General features: G+C 71.0%; 17 protein-coding genes and 1 pseudogene. 7 read left to right on the top strand and 11 right to left on the bottom strand.

What is annotated here, in order from left to right; genetic code table 11:
- Positions 1 to 3 precede the first annotated feature (3 nt).
- The 4 genes from OG210_RS23440 to OG210_RS23425 all read right to left on the bottom strand — a co-directional run bounded on the left by OG210_RS23440 (position 4) and on the right by OG210_RS23425 (position 3,912).
- A complete protein-coding gene (locus OG210_RS23440; protein WP_371540455.1) occupies positions 4 to 1,176 on the bottom strand; it encodes a bifunctional RNase H/acid phosphatase in 1,173 nt (390 codons plus the stop codon).
- Positions 1,176 to 1,919: a C4-type zinc ribbon domain-containing protein gene (locus OG210_RS23435; protein WP_328335393.1), complete on the bottom strand. Its 744-nt coding sequence runs from the start codon at positions 1,917 to 1,919 to the stop codon at positions 1,176 to 1,178. Before OG210_RS23435 ends, OG210_RS23440 begins: the two co-directional genes overlap by 1 nt.
- On the bottom strand, positions 1,916 to 2,770 hold the full coding sequence (locus OG210_RS23430) for a Nif3-like dinuclear metal center hexameric protein (RefSeq protein WP_328326004.1): 855 nt from the start codon (positions 2,768 to 2,770) through the stop codon (positions 1,916 to 1,918). Before OG210_RS23430 ends, OG210_RS23435 begins: the two co-directional genes overlap by 4 nt.
- Before the next feature lie 104 nt (positions 2,771 to 2,874).
- Positions 2,875 to 3,912 carry an iron-siderophore ABC transporter substrate-binding protein gene (locus tag OG210_RS23425; protein ID WP_328326006.1) on the bottom strand — a complete coding sequence of 346 codons (1,038 nt, stop codon included), beginning with the start codon at positions 3,910 to 3,912 and terminating at the stop codon, positions 2,875 to 2,877.
- Between the two features lie 187 nt (positions 3,913 to 4,099).
- Here OG210_RS23425 and OG210_RS23420 point away from each other — a divergent pair, with 187 nt between their 5' ends.
- Positions 4,100 to 5,470, top strand: a complete 1,371-nt coding sequence (locus OG210_RS23420; protein ID WP_328326008.1) for a hypothetical protein — start codon at positions 4,100 to 4,102, stop codon at positions 5,468 to 5,470.
- A 134-nt stretch (positions 5,471 to 5,604) separates the two neighbouring features.
- Positions 5,605 to 5,784, top strand: coding sequence for a hypothetical protein (locus OG210_RS23415; protein ID WP_328326010.1), 180 nt, complete (start codon positions 5,605 to 5,607; stop codon positions 5,782 to 5,784).
- Positions 5,785 to 5,942: 158 nt separating this feature from the next.
- On the opposite strand, the gene OG210_RS23410 is transcribed toward OG210_RS23415, so the two are convergent.
- From OG210_RS23410 to OG210_RS23400, 3 genes are all read right to left on the bottom strand, one after another.
- Positions 5,943 to 6,884: a 3-oxoacyl-ACP reductase gene (locus tag OG210_RS23410; RefSeq protein ID WP_328326012.1), complete on the bottom strand. Its 942-nt coding sequence runs from the start codon at positions 6,882 to 6,884 to the stop codon at positions 5,943 to 5,945.
- Positions 6,885 to 6,984: 100 nt separating this feature from the next.
- Entirely contained in the window at positions 6,985 to 8,061 is a 1,077-nt protein-coding gene (locus OG210_RS23405; protein ID WP_328326014.1) for a Zn-dependent alcohol dehydrogenase, read from the bottom strand.
- Positions 8,062 to 8,127: 66 nt separating this feature from the next.
- A complete protein-coding gene (locus OG210_RS23400) occupies positions 8,128 to 8,982 on the bottom strand; it encodes a MaoC/PaaZ C-terminal domain-containing protein (RefSeq protein ID WP_328326016.1) in 855 nt (284 codons plus the stop codon).
- 336 nt (positions 8,983 to 9,318) lie between these two features.
- Here OG210_RS23400 and OG210_RS23395 point away from each other — a divergent pair, with 336 nt between their 5' ends.
- The 4 genes from OG210_RS23395 to OG210_RS23380 are packed head-to-tail and all read left to right on the top strand — an operon-like array spanning position 9,319 to position 12,922.
- Positions 9,319 to 10,326 (top strand): ABC transporter ATP-binding protein, encoded by a 1,008-nt coding sequence (locus tag OG210_RS23395; RefSeq protein ID WP_371538566.1) that lies wholly within the window; start codon positions 9,319 to 9,321, stop codon positions 10,324 to 10,326.
- The gene (locus OG210_RS23390) at positions 10,326 to 11,051 is read left to right on the top strand and encodes an ABC transporter permease (protein ID WP_328326018.1); all 726 of its coding nucleotides are present in this window, start codon (positions 10,326 to 10,328) and stop codon (positions 11,049 to 11,051) included. Before OG210_RS23395 ends, OG210_RS23390 begins: the two co-directional genes overlap by 1 nt.
- 11 nt (positions 11,052 to 11,062) lie before the next feature.
- Complete coding sequence (locus OG210_RS23385; RefSeq protein WP_371538564.1) at positions 11,063 to 12,265, top strand: sensor histidine kinase; 1,203 nt, start codon at positions 11,063 to 11,065, stop codon at positions 12,263 to 12,265.
- A 51-nt stretch (positions 12,266 to 12,316) separates the two neighbouring features.
- Positions 12,317 to 12,922, top strand: coding sequence for a response regulator transcription factor (locus tag OG210_RS23380; protein ID WP_328326020.1), 606 nt, complete (start codon positions 12,317 to 12,319; stop codon positions 12,920 to 12,922).
- Positions 12,923 to 12,954: 32 nt separating this feature from the next.
- Here the strand turns inward: OG210_RS23380 and OG210_RS23375 are convergent, their stop codons facing one another.
- The 3 genes from OG210_RS23375 to OG210_RS23365 all read right to left on the bottom strand — a co-directional run bounded on the left by OG210_RS23375 (position 12,955) and on the right by OG210_RS23365 (position 16,946).
- Positions 12,955 to 14,418 carry an MFS transporter gene (locus OG210_RS23375; RefSeq protein WP_328326022.1) on the bottom strand — a complete coding sequence of 488 codons (1,464 nt, stop codon included), beginning with the start codon at positions 14,416 to 14,418 and terminating at the stop codon, positions 12,955 to 12,957.
- Between the two features lie 111 nt (positions 14,419 to 14,529).
- Positions 14,530 to 15,720 carry a lipid-transfer protein gene (locus OG210_RS23370; protein ID WP_328326024.1) on the bottom strand — a complete coding sequence of 397 codons (1,191 nt, stop codon included), beginning with the start codon at positions 15,718 to 15,720 and terminating at the stop codon, positions 14,530 to 14,532.
- 353 nt (positions 15,721 to 16,073) lie between these two features.
- A complete protein-coding gene (locus OG210_RS23365; protein ID WP_328326027.1) occupies positions 16,074 to 16,946 on the bottom strand; it encodes an aldo/keto reductase family oxidoreductase in 873 nt (290 codons plus the stop codon).
- A gap of 130 nt (positions 16,947 to 17,076) precedes the next feature.
- On the opposite strand from OG210_RS23365, the gene OG210_RS23360 reads away from it, so the two are divergent.
- The gene (locus OG210_RS23360; protein WP_328326029.1) at positions 17,077 to 17,511 is read left to right on the top strand and encodes a helix-turn-helix domain-containing protein; all 435 of its coding nucleotides are present in this window, start codon (positions 17,077 to 17,079) and stop codon (positions 17,509 to 17,511) included.
- Between the two features lie 250 nt (positions 17,512 to 17,761).
- Here OG210_RS23360 and cutA read toward each other — a convergent pair.
- Positions 17,762 to 17,905 (bottom strand): annotated as a pseudogene (gene cutA, locus OG210_RS23355) (divalent cation tolerance protein CutA); the annotation flags it as partial.
- Between the last annotated feature and the right edge of the window lie 2 nt (positions 17,906 to 17,907).

Below are 17,907 nucleotides of genomic sequence, written 5' to 3'. Positions count from 1 at the left end.
TACTCAGCGCAGGTGCGACGTGTCGTTCAGCACCCGTACGGACGCGTTGCCGTCTGCGTAGTACGCCACCGTCGACACCGAAGCCGCCGACAGCTCCATCCGGAACAGCGACTCCGGCGGTGCGCCCAGCGCGAGCCGTACCAGCGTCTTGATCGGTGTGACGTGCGTGACCACCAGCACCGTCTCGCCCCGGTGGCGTTCGGTCAGGCGGTCGCGGGCCGCGGCGACCCTGCGGGTCACCGTCGCGAAGCTCTCGCCGCCGCCCGTCGGCGCCGCCTTCGCCGAAGTGAGCCAGGCGTCCATGTCGGCCGGGTGGCGTTCGCGTACCTCGCCGAAGGTCAGCCCCTCCCAGGCGCCGAAGTCCGTCTCGCGCAGGCCCTCTTCGATCCGTACCTCCAGACCCAGCCGGTCAGCGACCGCCCGAGCCGTCTCACGGCAGCGGCGCAGGGGTGAGGAGACGACCGCCTGGATCGTGCCGCGGGCCGCGAACGCGGTCGCGGCGTCGGCCGCCTGCCCGCGGCCGACGGCTGACAGCTCGGGGTCCGTGCCCCCGCTGCCGGAGAACCGCTTCTGCGGAGTGAGCGCCGTCTCACCGTGGCGCAGCAGGACGAAGGTCGCCGGAGCGCCCAGATCGGCCGGGGCCCAGCCGACGGACTGCGTCGCCGCGGCGGTGTCCCGGGCGGACGGGCTCCGGGCGGCCCCGGTACGGGCGGACGCGCCCCCGGCCGTGAGCTCCGCCGTCGATGCGGACGGCTCCCACTGCCTGCCGTCCCGGCCCGCGTCCATCGCCTCGTTGGCGAGCCGGTCCGCGTGCTTGTTCTGCGCGCGGGGGATCCACTCGTACGTCACCTGGGTAGCCGGCAGCACCGTCGCCGCCTCGGCGGCCAGCGGCTTCATGTCGGGGTGCCTGATCTGCCAGCGCCCCGACATCTGCTCGACGACGAGCTTGGAGTCCATCCGGACCCGGATCCGGGCCGCCGGGTCCAGCGCTGCGGCCGCGCGCAGCCCGGCGATCAGGCCCCGGTACTCGGCCACGTTGTTCGTCGCGATGCCGATGTACTCCGCGGCCTCGGCGAGCGTCTCCCCGCTGACCGGGTCGATGACGACGGCGCCGTAGCCGGCGGGACCCGGGTTGCCCCGGGAACCGCCGTCCGCCTCCACGACGAACTCCCGCATCAGATGCCCGAGTCGGCCGTACGCACCAGGATGCGGCGGCAGTTCTCGCACCGCAGCACGGTGTCGGGGGAGGCCGCCTTGACCTCGTTCACCTCGGTGATGTTGAGCTCCAGACGGCAGCCCTCGCAGCGCCGCTGGTAGAGCCGGGCCGCACCCACGCCGCCCTGCTGCTCCCGCAGCTTCTCGTAGAGCTTCATCAAGTCGGCGGGGACCGAACCGGCCACGATCTCGCGCTCCTTGGTGAGCGTGGCGGTCTCCCGGTCGATCTCGGCGGCAGCCACGTCCCGGCGCTCGGTGGCGTCGGCCACCTTGGCCTCGACGGACGAGACGCGCTCGGTGAGCTCCGCGGCCCGCTCCTGGGCGGACTCGCGGCGCTCCATGACCTCCAGGACCACGTCCTCCAGGTCGCCCTGGCGCTTGGCCAGCGAGGCGATCTCGCGCTGGAGGTTCTCCAGGTCCTTGGGCGAGCTGACCGCGCCGGAGTCGAGGCGCTGCTGATCGCGGAGCGAGCGCTGACGGACCTGGTCGACGTCCTGCTCGGCCTTGGTCTGCTCGCGGGCGGTGTCGCTCTCCTCGGTCTGCACGGCGACGCGCAGGTCACGGAGCTGGGTGAGGTCCTTGGTCAGGGAGTCGATCTCGGCGTGCTCCGGCAGCGACTTGCGCTTGTGCGCGAGCTGCGACAGGCGTACGTCGAGGGACTGGACGTCGAGAAGTCGGATCTGGTCGGCGTGCGCGGCGTTCAGTTGGGGGCTCCAGAATGATCGGTTGCGGTGGACGCCGCGTGGGCGGTCCAGGGGTCGGTGACCGTACGGGACACATGGGTACGCAGACCCCATCCGTTGCGGTCGGAAATCTCGTCGAGCTGGGCCGCGGCCTGGGTGCACCAGGGCCACTCGGTGGCCCAGTGCGCGGCGTCGAGCAGACCGAGCGGCGACTGCTGCACGGCCTCGGACACCGGGTGATGGCGCAGGTCCGCGGTGAGGAAGGCATCGACTCCGGCCGCGCGTGCCTGGCCGAAGAGACTGTCGCCGGATCCGCCGCTGACCGCGACAGTGCGGACGAGGGTGCCGGGGTCGCCCGCGGCGCGGACGCCCTGCGCGGTGGCGGGCAGCCGGGCGGCGACCAGTGCGGCGAACTCCCGCAGCGGCAGCGGATGGTCCAGCTCGCAGACACGGCCGAGACCGCGACGGCCGAGCGGATCGGTGGGGTCCGGTACGAGCGGACCCACCACCCGCAGGTCCAGCGCGCCCGCGAGGGCGTCGGAGACCCCGGGGTCGGCGGTGTCGGCGTTGGTGTGCGCGACGTGCAGGGCGATGCCGTGTCTGATCAGGGTGTGGACGACCCGGCCCTTGAAGGTGTCGGCCGCGACCGTCGTCGTACCGCGCAGATAGAGCGGGTGGTGCGTGACGATCAGCTGGGCGCCGAGCTTCACCGCCTCGTCGGCGATCTCCTGGACGGGGTCGACGGCGAAGAGTACGCGGTCGGTCTCGTCGTCGGGGTCGCCGCAGACCGTGCCGACGGCGTCCCAGGATTCGGCCCGCTCGGGCGGCCACAGGGCGTCGAGTGCGGAGAGGACTTCAGACAGACGGGGCACGGCTACAAGGTTACCTGCGCTCCGTGCCCCTGCTGCCGGTCGGTCCCGCCGGACCTGGCAGACCTGCCGGAGCTGCCAGAACCGCCGGGGCCGGGCCCGCGCTCCTACTTGACCAGGTAGCCCTGGAGGTCGTCGAGGACCTTGTTGGCCGCCGTCACACCGAGACCGAGGTACCAGGTCTCGTCCGGGACGTTCTTCGCCTGCCCGTCCTTGACCGCCTTGAGGTTCTTCCAGAGCGGGTTGGCCTGGACGGTGTCGCGCTTGGTGGCCTTGGGGTCCCCGTACACGCCGGTGAAGATCCAGTCCGCGTCGGCCGAGTCGATCTTCTCGGGGCTGACCTCCACCGCGAGGTCCTTCACCTGCTGGCTCTTGGGCCGCGGCAGCCCGGCGTCCTTGAGGATCGTGCCGATGAAGGAGTCCTCGGCGTAGAGGCGGATCCGGTCGGGCATGTAGCGGACCATCGAGATGGTGGGCTTGTGCGGGCCGACGTCGGCGCCCAGCTTCCTCGCACGCTTCTCGTACGCGCCGAGCTCGGCCTTGGCCTGGGCGGTCCGGTCCAGGGCTGCGGCGTTCAGCAGGTAGTTCTGCTTCCAGGTGAAGCCGGGGCGGATGGAGAAGACGGTCGGCGCGATCTTCTTGAGCTGGTCGTACTTGTCCGCGGCGCGCAGCTGGCTGCCGAGGATCAGGTCCGGGTGGAGGTTGGCGATGGCCTCCAGGTTGAGGCTGTTGATGGTGCCGACGTTCTTCGGGTTGCCCGCGTTCTTCTTCAGATAGCCGGGGATTCCGTCGCTGCCCTCGGTGGGCGCGTAGCCGACGGGCTTGATACCGAGGGAGACGACGTTGTCCAGCTCGCCGACGTCGAGCACGACGACGCGCTCCGGCTTCGCCTTGAGCACCGTCTTGCCCATGGCCTGGGTGATGGTGCGCGGGAACTGGCCGGGCTTCGCGTCGGTGCCGAGCGCCGCGGTCTTCGTCGCCGCGTCGCCGAAGTCCTTGCCTCCGGTGGCCACGTCCTTCTTGGCGGCCGCGCCGGCCTTGCTCGACCCCCCGTCACCGCTGTCGCTGCTTCCGCAGGCTGTGAGGGCGAGCGCGCCGGTGAGCGCGAGGGCGGCGGCAGCGGCGCTGCGGCGACGTACGGACATGGCGAAGCTCCTGACAGAAACCACTTAGGTGTGCCTTACCTTAGACGGCCTCCGGTTCGCGAGCACACCCGCCCCCTCCCCCTCAGGTGAATACCGGGACAGCCACCCGTATGTGTGAAGCGGCAGGCCGGGGCCGACTCGGCAGGACGTGCGAAAACTAGCTTCGGTGTCCGGAGGTGACCGAAATATGACGGCCTCGGCCACGAAGACCGCCACACCGACAGCGACTGCGACTGCGACTGCGACTGCGACGATTGCGACAGCGGCAGCGATCGTCGTACGGACCCGGACCGCCGCAGCGGACAGCGCGGAGCACAGCGCGGGGCCCGCCGCCGAGCACAGTGCGGAACCCGCCGCAGCGGACAGCGCGCAGTGCGGCGCGGAGGACAGCGCGCAGTGCGCCGCGGAGGACGGTGCGCAGGGCGGCGCCGTACCGGAGATGGGCTTCACCATCGCCGATGACGGTTCCTACGCGGCCCGGCTGGCCCGGCGCACCGGGGACGCCTGGTTCCCCGAGCGCTGGACCCTGGACGGTCCGGAGCCGTACGCGGTGGAGCTGCCCGGCCACCAGCCCGAGGAACCCGGCTCCGATGTGCTGCCGATGGCCGACGGGCGGGTGCTGATCCGGCGGTCCGTGGACGGGCGGCACGCCTTCTCGCTGCTGTACCCGACCGGGCCCGGCACCGGTGAACTGCCGCTGGGCGCCGTCGAGTGCGAGCGGCTGACGCTGCTGCCGCCCGTGCCCGGCGGCAGCCGCGCGTACGCACTGGAGCCCCGTGCGCACACGACCGCCGTCTGGCTGGTGGCGGGCGGCGCCTTCGGGCCCGAGCACATCGCCGATGTGCCGGGGCGCTGCACCGGCGGGGTGTGGCTGGACCGTACCGGCCGGATGCTGGCGCTCGACCGGGAGACGGCCGGGGTCACCAAGGCGGTCGCGGTCGACCTGGAGCGGGGCGGCGAGGTCACCGCGCTGCTCCAGATCGCCGACGGAAGCGACGACCGGCTGTTGCTCGCCGACCCGGACAGCGGTCTGCTGCTCGTACGGTCGGACGCGCCGGGGGACGACCGGCTGGGCTGGGGCGTCCTGGGGAGCGCGCGGCCGATCCGGTTCCCGGAGTCCCTGCGTCTGGAGGACGCGGTGCTGACGCCGTTCGCCGTACAGCCGGGGCAGATGCTGATGCCGGAGAGCTGCGGGGTCGCGCTGCGGATCGCGAGCGCGGCGGGCAGCCGGCTCGGAGTGTGGCGCCCCGCGGGGCGGCGGCTGCTGCAACTGGCGGCCCCCGAAGGGTGGTTGGCGGGCGCGGGGCTGTGGAGCACGGAGGGGGTGCTCCGACTGCCCTGCACCACCGGGGCCGCGCCGGTCGGCGTGGTGGACATCGCACCGCTCGGCGGTCTGCCGCTCGATCTCCGGATGGAGTCGCCGGGTGACGGGGGCACAGAACCCGCACAAGCGGAAGTCGCTGGTCAGGAACCATGTGCGGCCCAGATGCCTCCTGTTGTGTGCAAGCCCGTACCGTTGCAGCAGGCGCCTCTGACGAGCCGCCCGCAGCGTGGTTAGAATCGCGGGCCTGCACACGCAGAAGTGATCGCTTACGCGTGATCACTTCAAGCGCGGGCACAGCACAACACAGCACGGCAGCACAGCACGGCAAAGTACCGAACACAGCGATTTGACGGGGGAGATTTCCCATCATGTCTGAAGCCAGGACCGACACCGCCCAGTCGCGCCCGCAGCCTGCGGCCGCCGGCCGGGGCGAAGCCGGAGGCTCCGGAAAGCACCGGGGGGGTGCGGCGTCCACCGAGGCGTCCGAGGCGGAGACCAACGGCCGCCATCGCCGCTCGGCGGAGCACCAGCACTCGAACGCGGCCTGACGGTCCGCGCACGTACAACCGCTCACGCACAACCAGCTCGCGTACAACCGTTCAAGCACAACTGCTCGCGTACAACCGTTTCACGCACTTCACGCACACCGGAAGGGCCGGTCCCCGTTTCAGGCGGGGACCGGCCCTTCCGCCGTGGAGCCGGGACGTCAGCCGTGTTTGAGGCCCAGGACCTCCGCGGCGGCGAAGGTCTCGTTCGGCGGGCGGTCCGCGTAGTACGGCGAGATCACCTCGTCCAGTTCCTCGTACGAGAACACCGTCTTCGCCGTATCGAACTTCGCCGCCACCCTGGGCCGTTCCACCACGGCGACCATGCCGCCGTGCACCACCAGCAGCTGGCCGTTGACCTTCGCGGCCGCCGGGGAGGCGAGATAGCCGACGAGCGGCGAGACGTGTTCGGGTGCCAGTGGGTCCAGTTCGCCCGCGTCCGGTTCGCCGAAGCCCGCGAACACGTCCTCGGTCATCCGGGTCCTGGCGCGCGGGCAGATCACATTGGCGGTGACGCCGTACTTGGCGAGTGCCAGCGCGGTCGACGTGGTGAGCCCCACGATGCCGCCCTTGGCCGCCGCGTAGTTCGGCTGGCCCGCCGAGCCGGCGAGGAACGCCTCCGAGGAGGTGTTGACGATCCGGCCGTAGACCGGGCCCCCCGCCGCCTTGGACCGCTCACGCCAGTGCACCGAAGCGAAGTGGGTGGTGTTGAAGTGGCCCTTGAGGTGGACCCGGATCACCGAGTCCCACTCGTTCTCCGTCATCGAGAAGACCATCCGGTCCCGCAGGATGCCCGCGTTGTTGACCAGGATGTCGAGCTTTCCGTACGTGTCGACGGCCAGCTGGACGAGGGCGCGGGCCTGTTCGTGGTCCGCGACGTCGCCGAGGTGGGCGACCGCCTGTCCGCCGGCCGCGCGGATCTCCTCGGCGACCTCTTCGGCAGGTGCGGCGGACGCCTCGCCGGAACCGTCACGGCCCGGCTGGCCGAAGTCGTTGACGACGACACTCGCACCGAGCCGTGCGAGTTCGAGCGCTTCGGCCCGGCCGAGGCCGCGGCCGGCCCCGGTGACGATCGCGGACAGGCCATCAAGTGGCAAGGACATGGACGAGCTCTCCTTACGGGTCTGCGGGTACCGGCGGTCCGGCTCCGGGCGCACGCGGCACTCTCGTACTCACGGCGATCCGGCGCCGGTGCTCCGGTGATCAGATCTGGATGCAGGTGCGCAGTGCCTCGCCGGAGCGCATCTGGTCCAGCGCGTCGTTGATCCCGGCGAGTTCGACCCGGTGAGTGATCAGCCCTTCGAGATCGATGCGGCCCGACCGCCAGAGCGAGATGGCCCGCTCGTACGAACGGACCACGTCCCCGCCGCCGTACATGGAGGGCAGGATCCGCTTCTCGTCGAAGAACAGCTCGAACATGTTGAGCTGGAGGAAGTCGTCCATGGCGCCCGCGCCGACGATGCAGAGGGTGCCGCCGCGCCGGGTCGTCTCGTACGCCGTGCGGGCGGTGGCCGACTTGCCGACGACCTCGAAGACGTAGTCGAAGCCCTCCCCCGCCGTGATGCGCTGCTTGGCGTCGTTCAGCGCGTCCGGTGCGACGGCCTCCGTCGCGCCGAAGGCCAGCGCGGCCTCCCGGCGGGAGGCCACCGGGTCGACGGCGATGATCTGCGACGCACCCCTGAGCCGTGCGCCCTGGATGGCCGAGATGCCGACGCCTCCGCAGCCGATCACCGCGACCGACGAACCGGCCTCCACATCGGCGGTGTTGATGGCGGCGCCGAGCCCGGTGGTCACCCCGCAGCCGATCAGTGCCGCGATCTCGAACGGCACGTCGTCGGGGATCGGCACCGCGCACCCGGCGCCCACGACGACCTCCTCGGTGAAGGTGCCGGTCCCGGCGAAGCCGAAGACATCGCCGCCGGGGCGCTTGAAGTTGGGGGTGCCCGCGTTCATGAAGCCGGCGAGGCAGAGTTCGGTCTGGCCGCGCTTGCAGGCCGGGCAGGTGCCGCAGGCGGGCAGCCAGCAGATCACCACCCGGTCGCCCTGCTTGACGCCCGTCACCCCGTCGCCGACGTCGAGGATCTCGCCGGCGCCCTCGTGTCCTGGCACGAACGGCGCGGGCTGCGGCAGCACACCGCTCATCGCCGAGACGTCCGAGTGGCAGAGGCCGGTGGCCCGGACCCTGATCCTGACCTTGCCAGGGCCGAAGCCCACCGCCTCGATGTCGTCGAGGACTTCGAGTTTGTCCTGGCCAATCTCGTGCAGTACGGCTGCGCGCATGGTGCGGCTCCTCACATACGGCTGGTTCTGATGGATCAATGGGCAGGAGTGGCCGGCCGGGCGCCCTCAGTGGTGGGTGACGACCGTGTCGGCGAGGACCGGCGCCTCGTCCCGCTCGACGGCCGAGACCGTCACCTGGACCTGACCCGGCGACTGCCACATCCGGATCCTGAGCGTCTCGCCGGGGAAGACGACACCGGCGAAGCGGGTGGTGTACGAGTCGACGCGGGCCACGTCGCCGCCCAGCGCCGTGTCGACCACGGCCTTGAGCGTCATTCCGTACGAGCAGAGTCCGTGCAGGATGGGGCGGTCGAACCCGGCGAGCTTGGCGAACTCCGGGTCGGCGTGCAGCGGGTTCCAGTCGCCGGAGAGCCGGTAGAGCAGCGCCTGGTCCTCGCGGATCGGGCGGTCCTCGGTGCGGTCGGGGGCCCTGTCGGGCAGGTCGAGCCGGGCGGAGGGGCCGCGCTCGCCGCCGAAACCGCCCTCCCCGCGTACGAAGATCTGCGAGTCGCTGGTCCACAACGGGCCCTGCTCGTCGGAGACTTCGGAGCGCAGCACGATGACGGCCGCTTTCCCCTTGTCGTACACCGCCTGGACCCGGGCGGTGGTGACCGCCGATCCCTTGACGGGGATCGGCCGGTGCAGGACGACGGTCTGCCCGCCGTGCAGGACGGCCGCCAGGTTCACATCGATGCCCGGTGCGGCGAGCCCGCCCATCAGCGCCATACCGGCGCCCGCGACGGTCGCGAAGCTGGGCAGCACATGGAGCTTCGACTCCAGGGTGTAGCGCAGCTCGTCGGCGTCGGTGGCCGGCCGGCCCGCGCCGATTCCCAGGTGGTAGAGCTGGATGTCCTTGTGGTCCCAGGCGATCTGGCCGGAGCGGGGCTCGGCGGCGATGGCCTCTGCGGCATCAATGGGCATGGGGCAAGCGCTCCTTGACGGTGGAAAGACCTCGGTGCGACCGTCCGCACCGTCAGGCGCACCGAGGTCGTACGGGACCGGCTTCCGGCGCCCTTTGTAGAACGCGTTCTAGGCCGATGGCCCCATGTATAACGCACCCCTCATGACTTGTGAAGACTGCTGACGCCACGTCAGATCGGGTCGCGGCGCACGGCCCGCGACATCCGGCCACCACAGTCGGCCACGGCGTGCGGCCGTCGCACCTCCCTCCATGGCAGGCGGCCATGACATTTGTCCCGGGCGGTTGCGTACAACCGCATCTGTCCGCGGGACCGCCCGGCTCCGTAGCGTGTGGGCATGACGCAGACAGCAGACACCGGACCCGCGGTGAGCTTCACGGGAGCGGTCAAGACGTTCGGGGCGGTGCGGGCCGTGGACGGCGCCGACCTGGAGATCCAGCGCGGGGAGACCGTCGCCCTGCTGGGGCGCAACGGGGCCGGAAAGTCCACCACGATCAGTCTGCTGCTCGGCCTCGACGAGCCCGACAGCGGGCAGGTGCGGCTCTTCGGCCGGACCCCCGCACAGGCGGTCGGGGCCGGTCTGGTGGGCGCGATGCTCCAGGCGGGGCAACCCATCCCCCGGGTGACGGTGCGGGAGCTGGTGGCCTTCGTGGCCAGCACGTATCCGCACCCGCTGCCGGTCGCCGAGGCGCTGGACATGGCCGGACTCGGCGAGTACGGGGCACGCCGGGTCGACAAGCTCTCCGGCGGCCAGATGCAGCGGGTCAGGTTCGCCGTCGCGCTGGCCGGGAATCCGGAACTGATCGTGCTCGACGAGCCGACGGCCGCGCTCGACGTGGAGGCCAGGCGGGCGTTCTGGGACTCGATGCGGTCGTACGCACGGCGCGGCAACACCGTGCTCTTCTCCACGCACTATCTGGAGGAGGCCGACAGCAACGCCGACCGGATCGTGGTCATCCACCAGGGCCGCATCGTCGCCGACGGCAGCTCCGATGTGCTCAAGCGCGCGGCGGGCGGCAGCCTGGTCTCCTTCGACCTCGCCGGGGCCGGCACCGAGGGGCTCCAGGTGCTGCCCGGGGTCACCGCCGTGGAGATCCGCGGGGACCGGGCCTCGCTGCGTACGGACGACTCGGACGCCACCGTCGTCGCCCTGGCGGAGCAGGGCGCGATCCGCGGCCTGGCGGTCGCCCCGGCGACGCTGGAGGACGCCTTCCTGGCCCTGACCGCGCAGGAGAGCCCGCTCCCCGGCAGCACAGCCGGCACCGGCAGCACGGACGGCGCCCTTCCCGCCCCGGGGAGCGCCGGGAACCCACCCCGCACCACCACACAGGAAGCAGCGGTCTGATGCTGGAGTACATCAAGCTCGAAGTCCGGCGGACGCTGCGCGATCCCGGGTTCGTCATCTTCGGAATCGGTATGCCGGTGGTGATGTACCTGCTGTTCACCAACATCGGCCCGACCGACTCCGGCTCGGCGGCCTGGCGGGTCACCTCGATGGTCGGCATGGCCGCGTACGGCGCGCTGGGCGCCGCCCTGGGCGTCGGCACCGGGGTCGCGTCCGACAAGTCCCTCGGCTGGCTGCGCCAGTTGCGGGTGACTCCGCTGCCGCCCTCGCAGGTGGTGCTGGGCCGGGCGGTCTCCGGTTCGGTGACCGTGCTGCCGGGGATCGTGGCGGTGCTCCTGGCCGGAGCGCTCATCAACGGCGTACGGATCGACGCCTGGCAGTGGGCCGTCCTCACCCTGCTGCTGTGGATCGGCGCGCTGCCGTTCACGCTGCTCGGGATCGGCAACGGATACCGGCTCACCGCCCAGACCACGGGTGTGGTGAACGTGGCCTGTCTGATGGGGCTCGCCATCGTGGGCGGGCTGTGGTTCCCGGTCGACGCCTTTCCCGGCTGGCTGCGGTCCGTCGCCCGGTACACCCCGACCAACCGCTTCGCCGAGCTGGGCTGGTCCACCACCCAGGGCAGCGCGCCCGCCCTCGGCACGGTGGCGGTGCTCGCCGGCTGGCTGCTGGCGTTCGGCACGTACGCGGTGATCTCGTACCGTCGGTCCGCGAGGACCGTGTGACGGGAGTGACCATGCTGGAGAAGCTGGATCCGCTGAGGCAGTGGGCCGGAGGGTGCGCTCGGCGGCGCAGGGAACGGGAGGAGCGCAGGCGGCCCGGGCCGCCGAACGCGTTCGCGCTGATGCCCTGGCTGCTGCTCGGCCTCGGCAGCTTCTCCAATCTGATCGGCGGCCAGACACCGAACCCGTGGATCGGCGGTGCCGGGCTGCTGGCCTTCAACTCCCTCTACATCTCGGTGGCGATCCGGGCGTTCGTCAAGGAGAAGCGCCAGAGCCGTACGACGCTCTGGCTGCTCGGCGCGCTGGCCGCCATCACCTACGGGCTGGCTCTCGGTTACGGGGGCAGCTGGCTGCTGTTCTTCCCGCTGCTCTCGCTGGCCGTCGGCACCACACTGCGCGACCGGAAGCTCGGCTTCAGCCTGTTGGTCCTCTCGGGCTCCGCCGGATACATCTCGGGCATGGAGGGACACAGCCCGTGGGACCCCTGGACGCTGGGGTACGGCACGTTCATCTCGGGCGCGGTGACCGCCGCGCTCCTGACGCTCTCCGAAACGGTCATGGAACTGCGCGCCACCCGTCAGGAGCTGGCCCGTTCGGCCGTCGAGAAGGAGCGGCTGCGCTTCTCGCGCGACCTGCACGACCTGCTCGGCCACACCCTCTCGGTGATCGTGGTGAAGTCGGAGGCGGCCCGGCGGCTCGCACCGCGCGACATCGACGCCGCTCTCGGCCAGATCTCCGACATCGAGACCGTCGGCAGGCAGGCCCTCACCGAGATCCGCGAGGCGGTCACCGGGTACCGGGACGCCAGCCTGGCCGGCGAACTGGACAGCGCCCGTTCCATGCTGACCGCCGCCGGGATCGAGCCCGTCGTACGGCAGTCGGGGCCGCCGCTGGAGCCGCAGAGCGCGTCCCTGCTCGGCTGGGTCGTCCGGGAGGCCGTCACCAACACCGTGCGGCACAGCAAGGCCACCCGGTGCGAGATCGCCGTGGACGGCGAGAAGCCCGAACGTGTGCGGCTGGTGATCAGTGACAATGGGCGCGGCGTAGGCTCGACGCCACCCGGCAGCGGGCTGAAGGGCCTGACCGAACGTCTCGCTGCGGCGGGCGGCTCGCTGGACGCGGGCCCCGGCCGGTCCGGCTTCCGCCTGGTGGCCGAACTGCCGGTGGAGACCGCCGCGCCGGACACCGCGCCCGGGGCGGTGCACGCCCCGGAGTGACCAGCAGCGTGACCAGGCCAGATCGTGACCAGCAGATGGGAAGAGCAGCGAATGATCCGAGTCCTCCTCGCCGAAGACCAGGGCATGATGCGGGGAGCGCTCGCTCTGCTCCTCGGCCTTGAGGAGGACATCGAGGTGGTCGCCCAGGTGGCCACCGGCGACGCGATCGTCGCCGCGGTGCTGGACGCGAACCCCGATGTGGCGCTGCTCGACATCGAACTCCCCGGCCGCAGCGGGCTCGACGCGGCCGCCGATCTGCGCACTCAGGCCCCGGGGTGCCGGGTGCTGATCCTCACCACGTTCGGCAGGCCCGGCTATCTGCGCCGGGCGATGGAGGCGGGCGCCGCGGGCTTCCTGGTCAAGGACGGTCCGGTGGAGGACCTGGCCGCCGCGATCCGCCGGGTGCTGGCCGGTGACACGGTCATCGACCCCGCCCTGGCCGCGGCAGCCCTGAGCGCGGGGCCCAGCCCGCTGACCGCGCGCGAGTGCGATGTGCTGAACGCGTCGGTGGACGGGGCGACCGTCTCCGACATCGCGGGGAAGCTGCACCTCTCGGAGTCGACGGTCCGCAACTACCTCTCGTCGGCGATCGGCAAGACCGGCACCCGCAACCGCATGGAGGCCGTACGGTCGGCCCGGCAGCAGGGCTGGCTGTAGCCCCGAAGGCGGGGCTGGTCAGTCGCCGGAAGTCAGTCGCCGGACGGCTCCGACGCGGAGACCGGGCGGCCGGTCACCGGCCTGCGTACCCCTGGCAGCCACACCAGCATCAGCACCGCACCGGCGAGCAGGACGAACCCGCCGCACCGGAACGCCAGCGCGTACCCCTCGGTCAGCGCCTCCGCCCCGGTGCCGCCCCGGGTACGGGAGGCGGCGACGGTGGAGAGGACCGCGAGGCCCAGCGAACCGCCCAGCGTGCGGGAGGTGTTGACCAGGCCGGAGACCAGGCCCGCGTCGCCCGGCGCCGCGCCCGATGTGGCGAGCGAGGCGAGCGGCGTCATGGCGAGCCCGGCACCGGCCATCATCAGCATGCCGGGCAGCATGATCGAGGTGAGGTACGCACCGTGCGCGGTCATCGTCGACTGCCAGCCGAATCCGGCCATGGTGATCAGGATGCCGGCGACCGCCACGTTCTTGGCGCCGAAGCGCGACATCAGCCGCGGGGCGAACTTGGACCCGGCGATGACGCTCAACGAACTGGGTGCGAGGCCGAGTCCGGCGACGAACGGCGTGTAGCCCAGCACGTTCTGGGCGTACAGCGTCATGAAGAACCACATGCCGAACGTGCCGGCACCGCAGAGGAACATCGCGGCGTTGGCAGCGGCGACCGAGCGCACCCGGAACAGCTTCAACGGCATCAGGGGCCGCGGGGTGCGCGCCTCGACCGTCAGGAACAGGCCGATGAGCCCGAGGCCGGCGAGCAGCGGCAGCAGGGTCGCCGCGGCCGTCCACCCCTCGGCCTCGGTCTGCACGATGCCGTACGCGAGTGTGGCCGTACCGGCGGTGACCAGCACAGCGCCGGGCAGGTCGAGCCGGCGTGCGCCGGTGGCCCGGCTCTCGGAGATCCAGCGGGCCGCGCCCACCAGGACGAGCGCGCCGACCGGCACATTGATCAGGAGCACCCAGCGCCAGGACAGCGCGTCGGTCAGCGCCCCGCCGACCAGACCGCCCGCCGCCCCGCCGCCCGCGCCGACGGCCGTCCAGGTGGCTATGGCCCGTGCGCGGGCCGCGCCCTCCGGGACGGCCGAGGTGAGGAGCGTGAGCGTCGAGGGAGCCAGCACGGCGGCGCCGAGCCCCTGCACGGCGCGCGCGGCGAGCAGTTGCCACCCCTCCTGGGCGAGTCCTCCGGCGAGCGAGGCGAGGGTGAAGAGCCCGAGGCCGACGAGGAACATCCGCTTGCGGCCGAAGAGATCCCCGGCCCGCCCTCCCAGCAGCATGAACCCGGCGAAGGCGATGGCGTACGCGTTCACCACCCACTGGAGTCCGGCGGCGCTGAGATCCAGGCTGGTGCGCATCGACGGCAGGGCGACGTTCACGACGGAGACATCGAGAACCACGAGGAACTGCCCCGCGCACGCGGCGAGCACCACCAGCCAGGTGCGGGTCGGGGCGGGCCGTCGCGCGGTGGTGCGGGCGTTCGAAGATGTGCGCAGCATGAGTGCCATCGTGGCATCCGTTCGTTGCACAGTGCATCCGCATATCGGCGCAGTGGCCCTGGTCCGCGAGTCCTAGGGCCGACCGGCCATGGGGCGGGTCGCCCAAGGCCCCTATTCCCGCCGCAGCACCGTCACCACCGCGGCCCCGCCAAGACCGATGTTGTGCGCGAGGCCGACCCGGGCCCCCGGGACCTGCCGGCCCCCGGCCTCCCCGCGCAGTTGCCAGACCAGTTCGGCCGCCTGGGCCAGGCCCGTCGCGCCCAGCGGGTGGCCCTTGGAGATCAGGCCGCCCGACGGGTTCACCACCCACCGGCCGCCGTGTGTCGTCGCACCGCTCTCCACGAGCTTGCCCGACTCCCCGTCGGCGCACATGCCCAGCGCCTCGTACGTCAGCAGCTCGTTGACCGAGAAGCAGTCGTGCAGCTCGACGACGTCCACGTCCTCGATGCCGAGACCGGACCGCTCGTACGCCTGCCGCGCCGCCTCGCGCGACATCGGCCGGCCCACCGCGTCGATGCACGAACCCGATGCGAAGCTCTCCTCGGTGTCCGTCGTCATCGACTGGCCCGCGATCTCCACCGCCTTGTCGTGCAGGCCGTGTTCGACGACGAACCGTTCCGACACGACGACCGCCGCAGCGGCGCCGTCCGAGGTCGGCGAGCACTGGAGTTTCGTGAGCGGCCGGTGGATGGTCTTCGCAGCCAGGATCTCGTCCACCGTGTAGACGTCCTGGAACTGGGCGCGCGGGTTGTCCGCCGAGTGCCGGTGGTTCTTGGCGCCGACCGCGGCCAGCTGGGCGGCGGTCGTCCCGTACCGCTCCATGTGCTCCCGGGCCGCGTTGCCGAAGATCTGGGCGGTGGGCGGCGACATCTCGAAGCCGTGTCCGGCCGCCATGATCCCGTAGTGCCTGGCCACCGGGGACGTCTTGAAGTCCCCGCTGTCCGCGCCGCCGCCGAGCGCGCCGCGCTGCATCTTCTCGAAGCCGAGCGCGAGCACACAGTCCGCGATGCCGCCCTCGACGAACTGCCGCGCCATCATCAGCGCCGTCGACCCGGTGGCGCAGTTGTTGTTGACGTTGTAGACGGGTATCCCGGTGAGCCCCAGCTCGTACGCGGCACGCTGTCCGGCCGTGGAGGCCTGGAAGCAGTAGCCGACGGGCAGTTGCTGCACCTGCTCATAGGCGACCCCGGCGTCGGCGAGCGCCTGGGTGCCTGCCTCCTTCGCCATGTCCCAGTACTGCCAGTCACGGCTCTCCGGCTTCTCGAACTTGGTCATCCCGACGCCGACGATGTACGCCTTCATGGTCCTGTCCCGCCTCCCGGGCCCGCTGCCCCTGTCCCGCGTCCGGCGGTTCCGCCGGGCGCCTTCGATCTGACGCACCGTCAGATACGTAGATAGTGGCAGCGGGAGGCGGTCAGCGGAAGGCCGCGCGCCCGGTGATTGCCTGGCCGAGGGCGAGGGGTCGACGGCAAGGGGTCCGGGAACGATGCTGTCTGCCCGCAGGCCCATGGGCAGGCGGGAGGCGTCGAGACCATCGCGCCTGGCGAAGAGGCCACCGAGTTCGTGGCGTCTCAGGGCGTCGGGCCCTGCGAGACGGTGGTACCGGCTGCGCCGCCCGACGCCATGGACCGACTCGGCGAGGGCCTGTGTGTTGTTCAGTGGCCGATGCTGTCCAGTTCGGCTACATCCTCGTCCGAGAGGGAGAGACCGGCGCCTGCGATGTTCTCGCGCAGGTGGGCGGTGGACGAAGTACCAGGGATGAGCAGGATGTTCGGCGAGCGCTGCATCAGCCAGGCCAGCGCGACCGACATGGGCGTCGCCCCCAGTCGGTTCGCGACCTGCGAGAGGGCCTCGGACTGTAGCGGCGTGAAGCCTCCCAGAGGGAAGAACGGCACGTAGGCGATGCCATCAGCGGCGAGATGATCTACAAGGTCGTCGTCGTGGCGGTGGGCGAGGTTGTACATGTTCTGCACGCAGACGATCGGGGCGATGCCGCGCGCCTCAGCGACCTGCTCTCCGGTGACATTGCTGACGCCAAGATGGCGGATCAGCCCCTCTTGCTGGAGGTCGACGAGCGTCTCGAATGCTTCGGCGATCGAGCCGGGCTGCGGGCCCTGAGCGTCGCCCATGCGCATGTTGACCAGGTCGAGGGTATCGGCGCCAAGGGATTCGACATTTTCATGAACCTGCTTGCGCAGGTCTTCGGGGCGCCGGGCCGTGGGCCAGCCGCCCTGCGCGTCGCGGGTCGCACCCACCTTGGTGGCGATGAACAGCGGCTCCGGGTAGGGGTGCAGCGCTTCACGGATCAGCTCATTCGTGAAGCGCGGTCCGTAGGCGTCGCTGGTGTCGATGTGGGTGATCCCGAGGCTGACTGCCTCGCGCAGCACGGCCAGGGCGCCCTCGTGATCGGCGGGCGGCCCCATGACCCACGAGCCGGCGAGTTGCATCGCGCCGTAGCCGAACCGGGTGACGGCCGAGTCACCCAGCGTCCAGGTTCCACCGGGAAGAGGTGCGGAGGGCGTGTTCATCGTGGTGCCTTTCACTTCATGCAAGGGGTGGTGTCTCCAGCCCTCTTGCACCAGTGTTGGAGAGGAACTTCCTGCCGGGAAGTAGGCACTCTGAAGTGCGTAACAACCCAAAAGGTGAGAGGCGAGATCAGTGACGACGACGAAGGCCGATAAGAAGGCGCAGGCCAAGGCTGAGTACAACGCGTTCCTGGCGGTGTGCCCCAGCCGTCAGCTCCTCGACCGGATCTCGGACAAGTGGGTCGTCCTGATCCTGTGCGCACTGGGCGGTGACACACCCGAACAGTCCGGCGCATCACACGCCCCGCAGGCGATGCGCTACTCCGAACTGGCCCGGCTACTGGCTGGCGTCAGCCAGAAGATGTTGACCCAGACCCTACGGGCTCTCGAACGCGACGGCTTGCTCATCCGCACCGTGACACCCACAGTCCCTGTCACGGTCACCTACGAGCTGACCGACCTCGGCCTCTCGCTTCACCACCTGACACGCGGGCTCAGGCAGTGGGCCCAGACCCACATGGAACAAGTCCTCGCCCATCGCGAGAGCCACGACGCACGAGCTTCCTAGCGTGGCAGCGTTCTCCGTCTCTGCTACCGGCTGGGATCGGCCTGACCATGAATGTGGTGCAGCGAACGCGGGTCAAGCCGGGCCCGCATCTGCGGATCGGGCGCCACGACCGGACCTATGGCTGGAAGAACTGGAAGAACAAGCGGATGATCCAAACGAAACGACCTGGCCGACCACCTGCGACAGTTCGCGTCCTGAGGCCGGCCAACGACCGCTCAAGACACGAACGTTGCCATAAGCAGCCCCGTTGTCAGGCCGGGTGCGTCTCTTCCTCAACCCAGGACAGGTAGGCAGCCGACCCGCCGGTCACGGGCAGAGTGATCCACTCAGGCACCTCGTAGGTGTGCTTCTCGGCAACCCAGGCCTCCAGCTCCGGCAGCCGATCCGTGGTCGTCC

Source organism: Streptomyces sp. NBC_00466, assembly GCF_041433995.1.
Classification (GTDB): domain Bacteria; phylum Actinomycetota; class Actinomycetes; order Streptomycetales; family Streptomycetaceae; genus Streptomyces.
The sequence above is the reverse complement of the archived record's forward strand: the minus strand, read 5'-3'. Positions and strand labels throughout refer to the sequence as shown.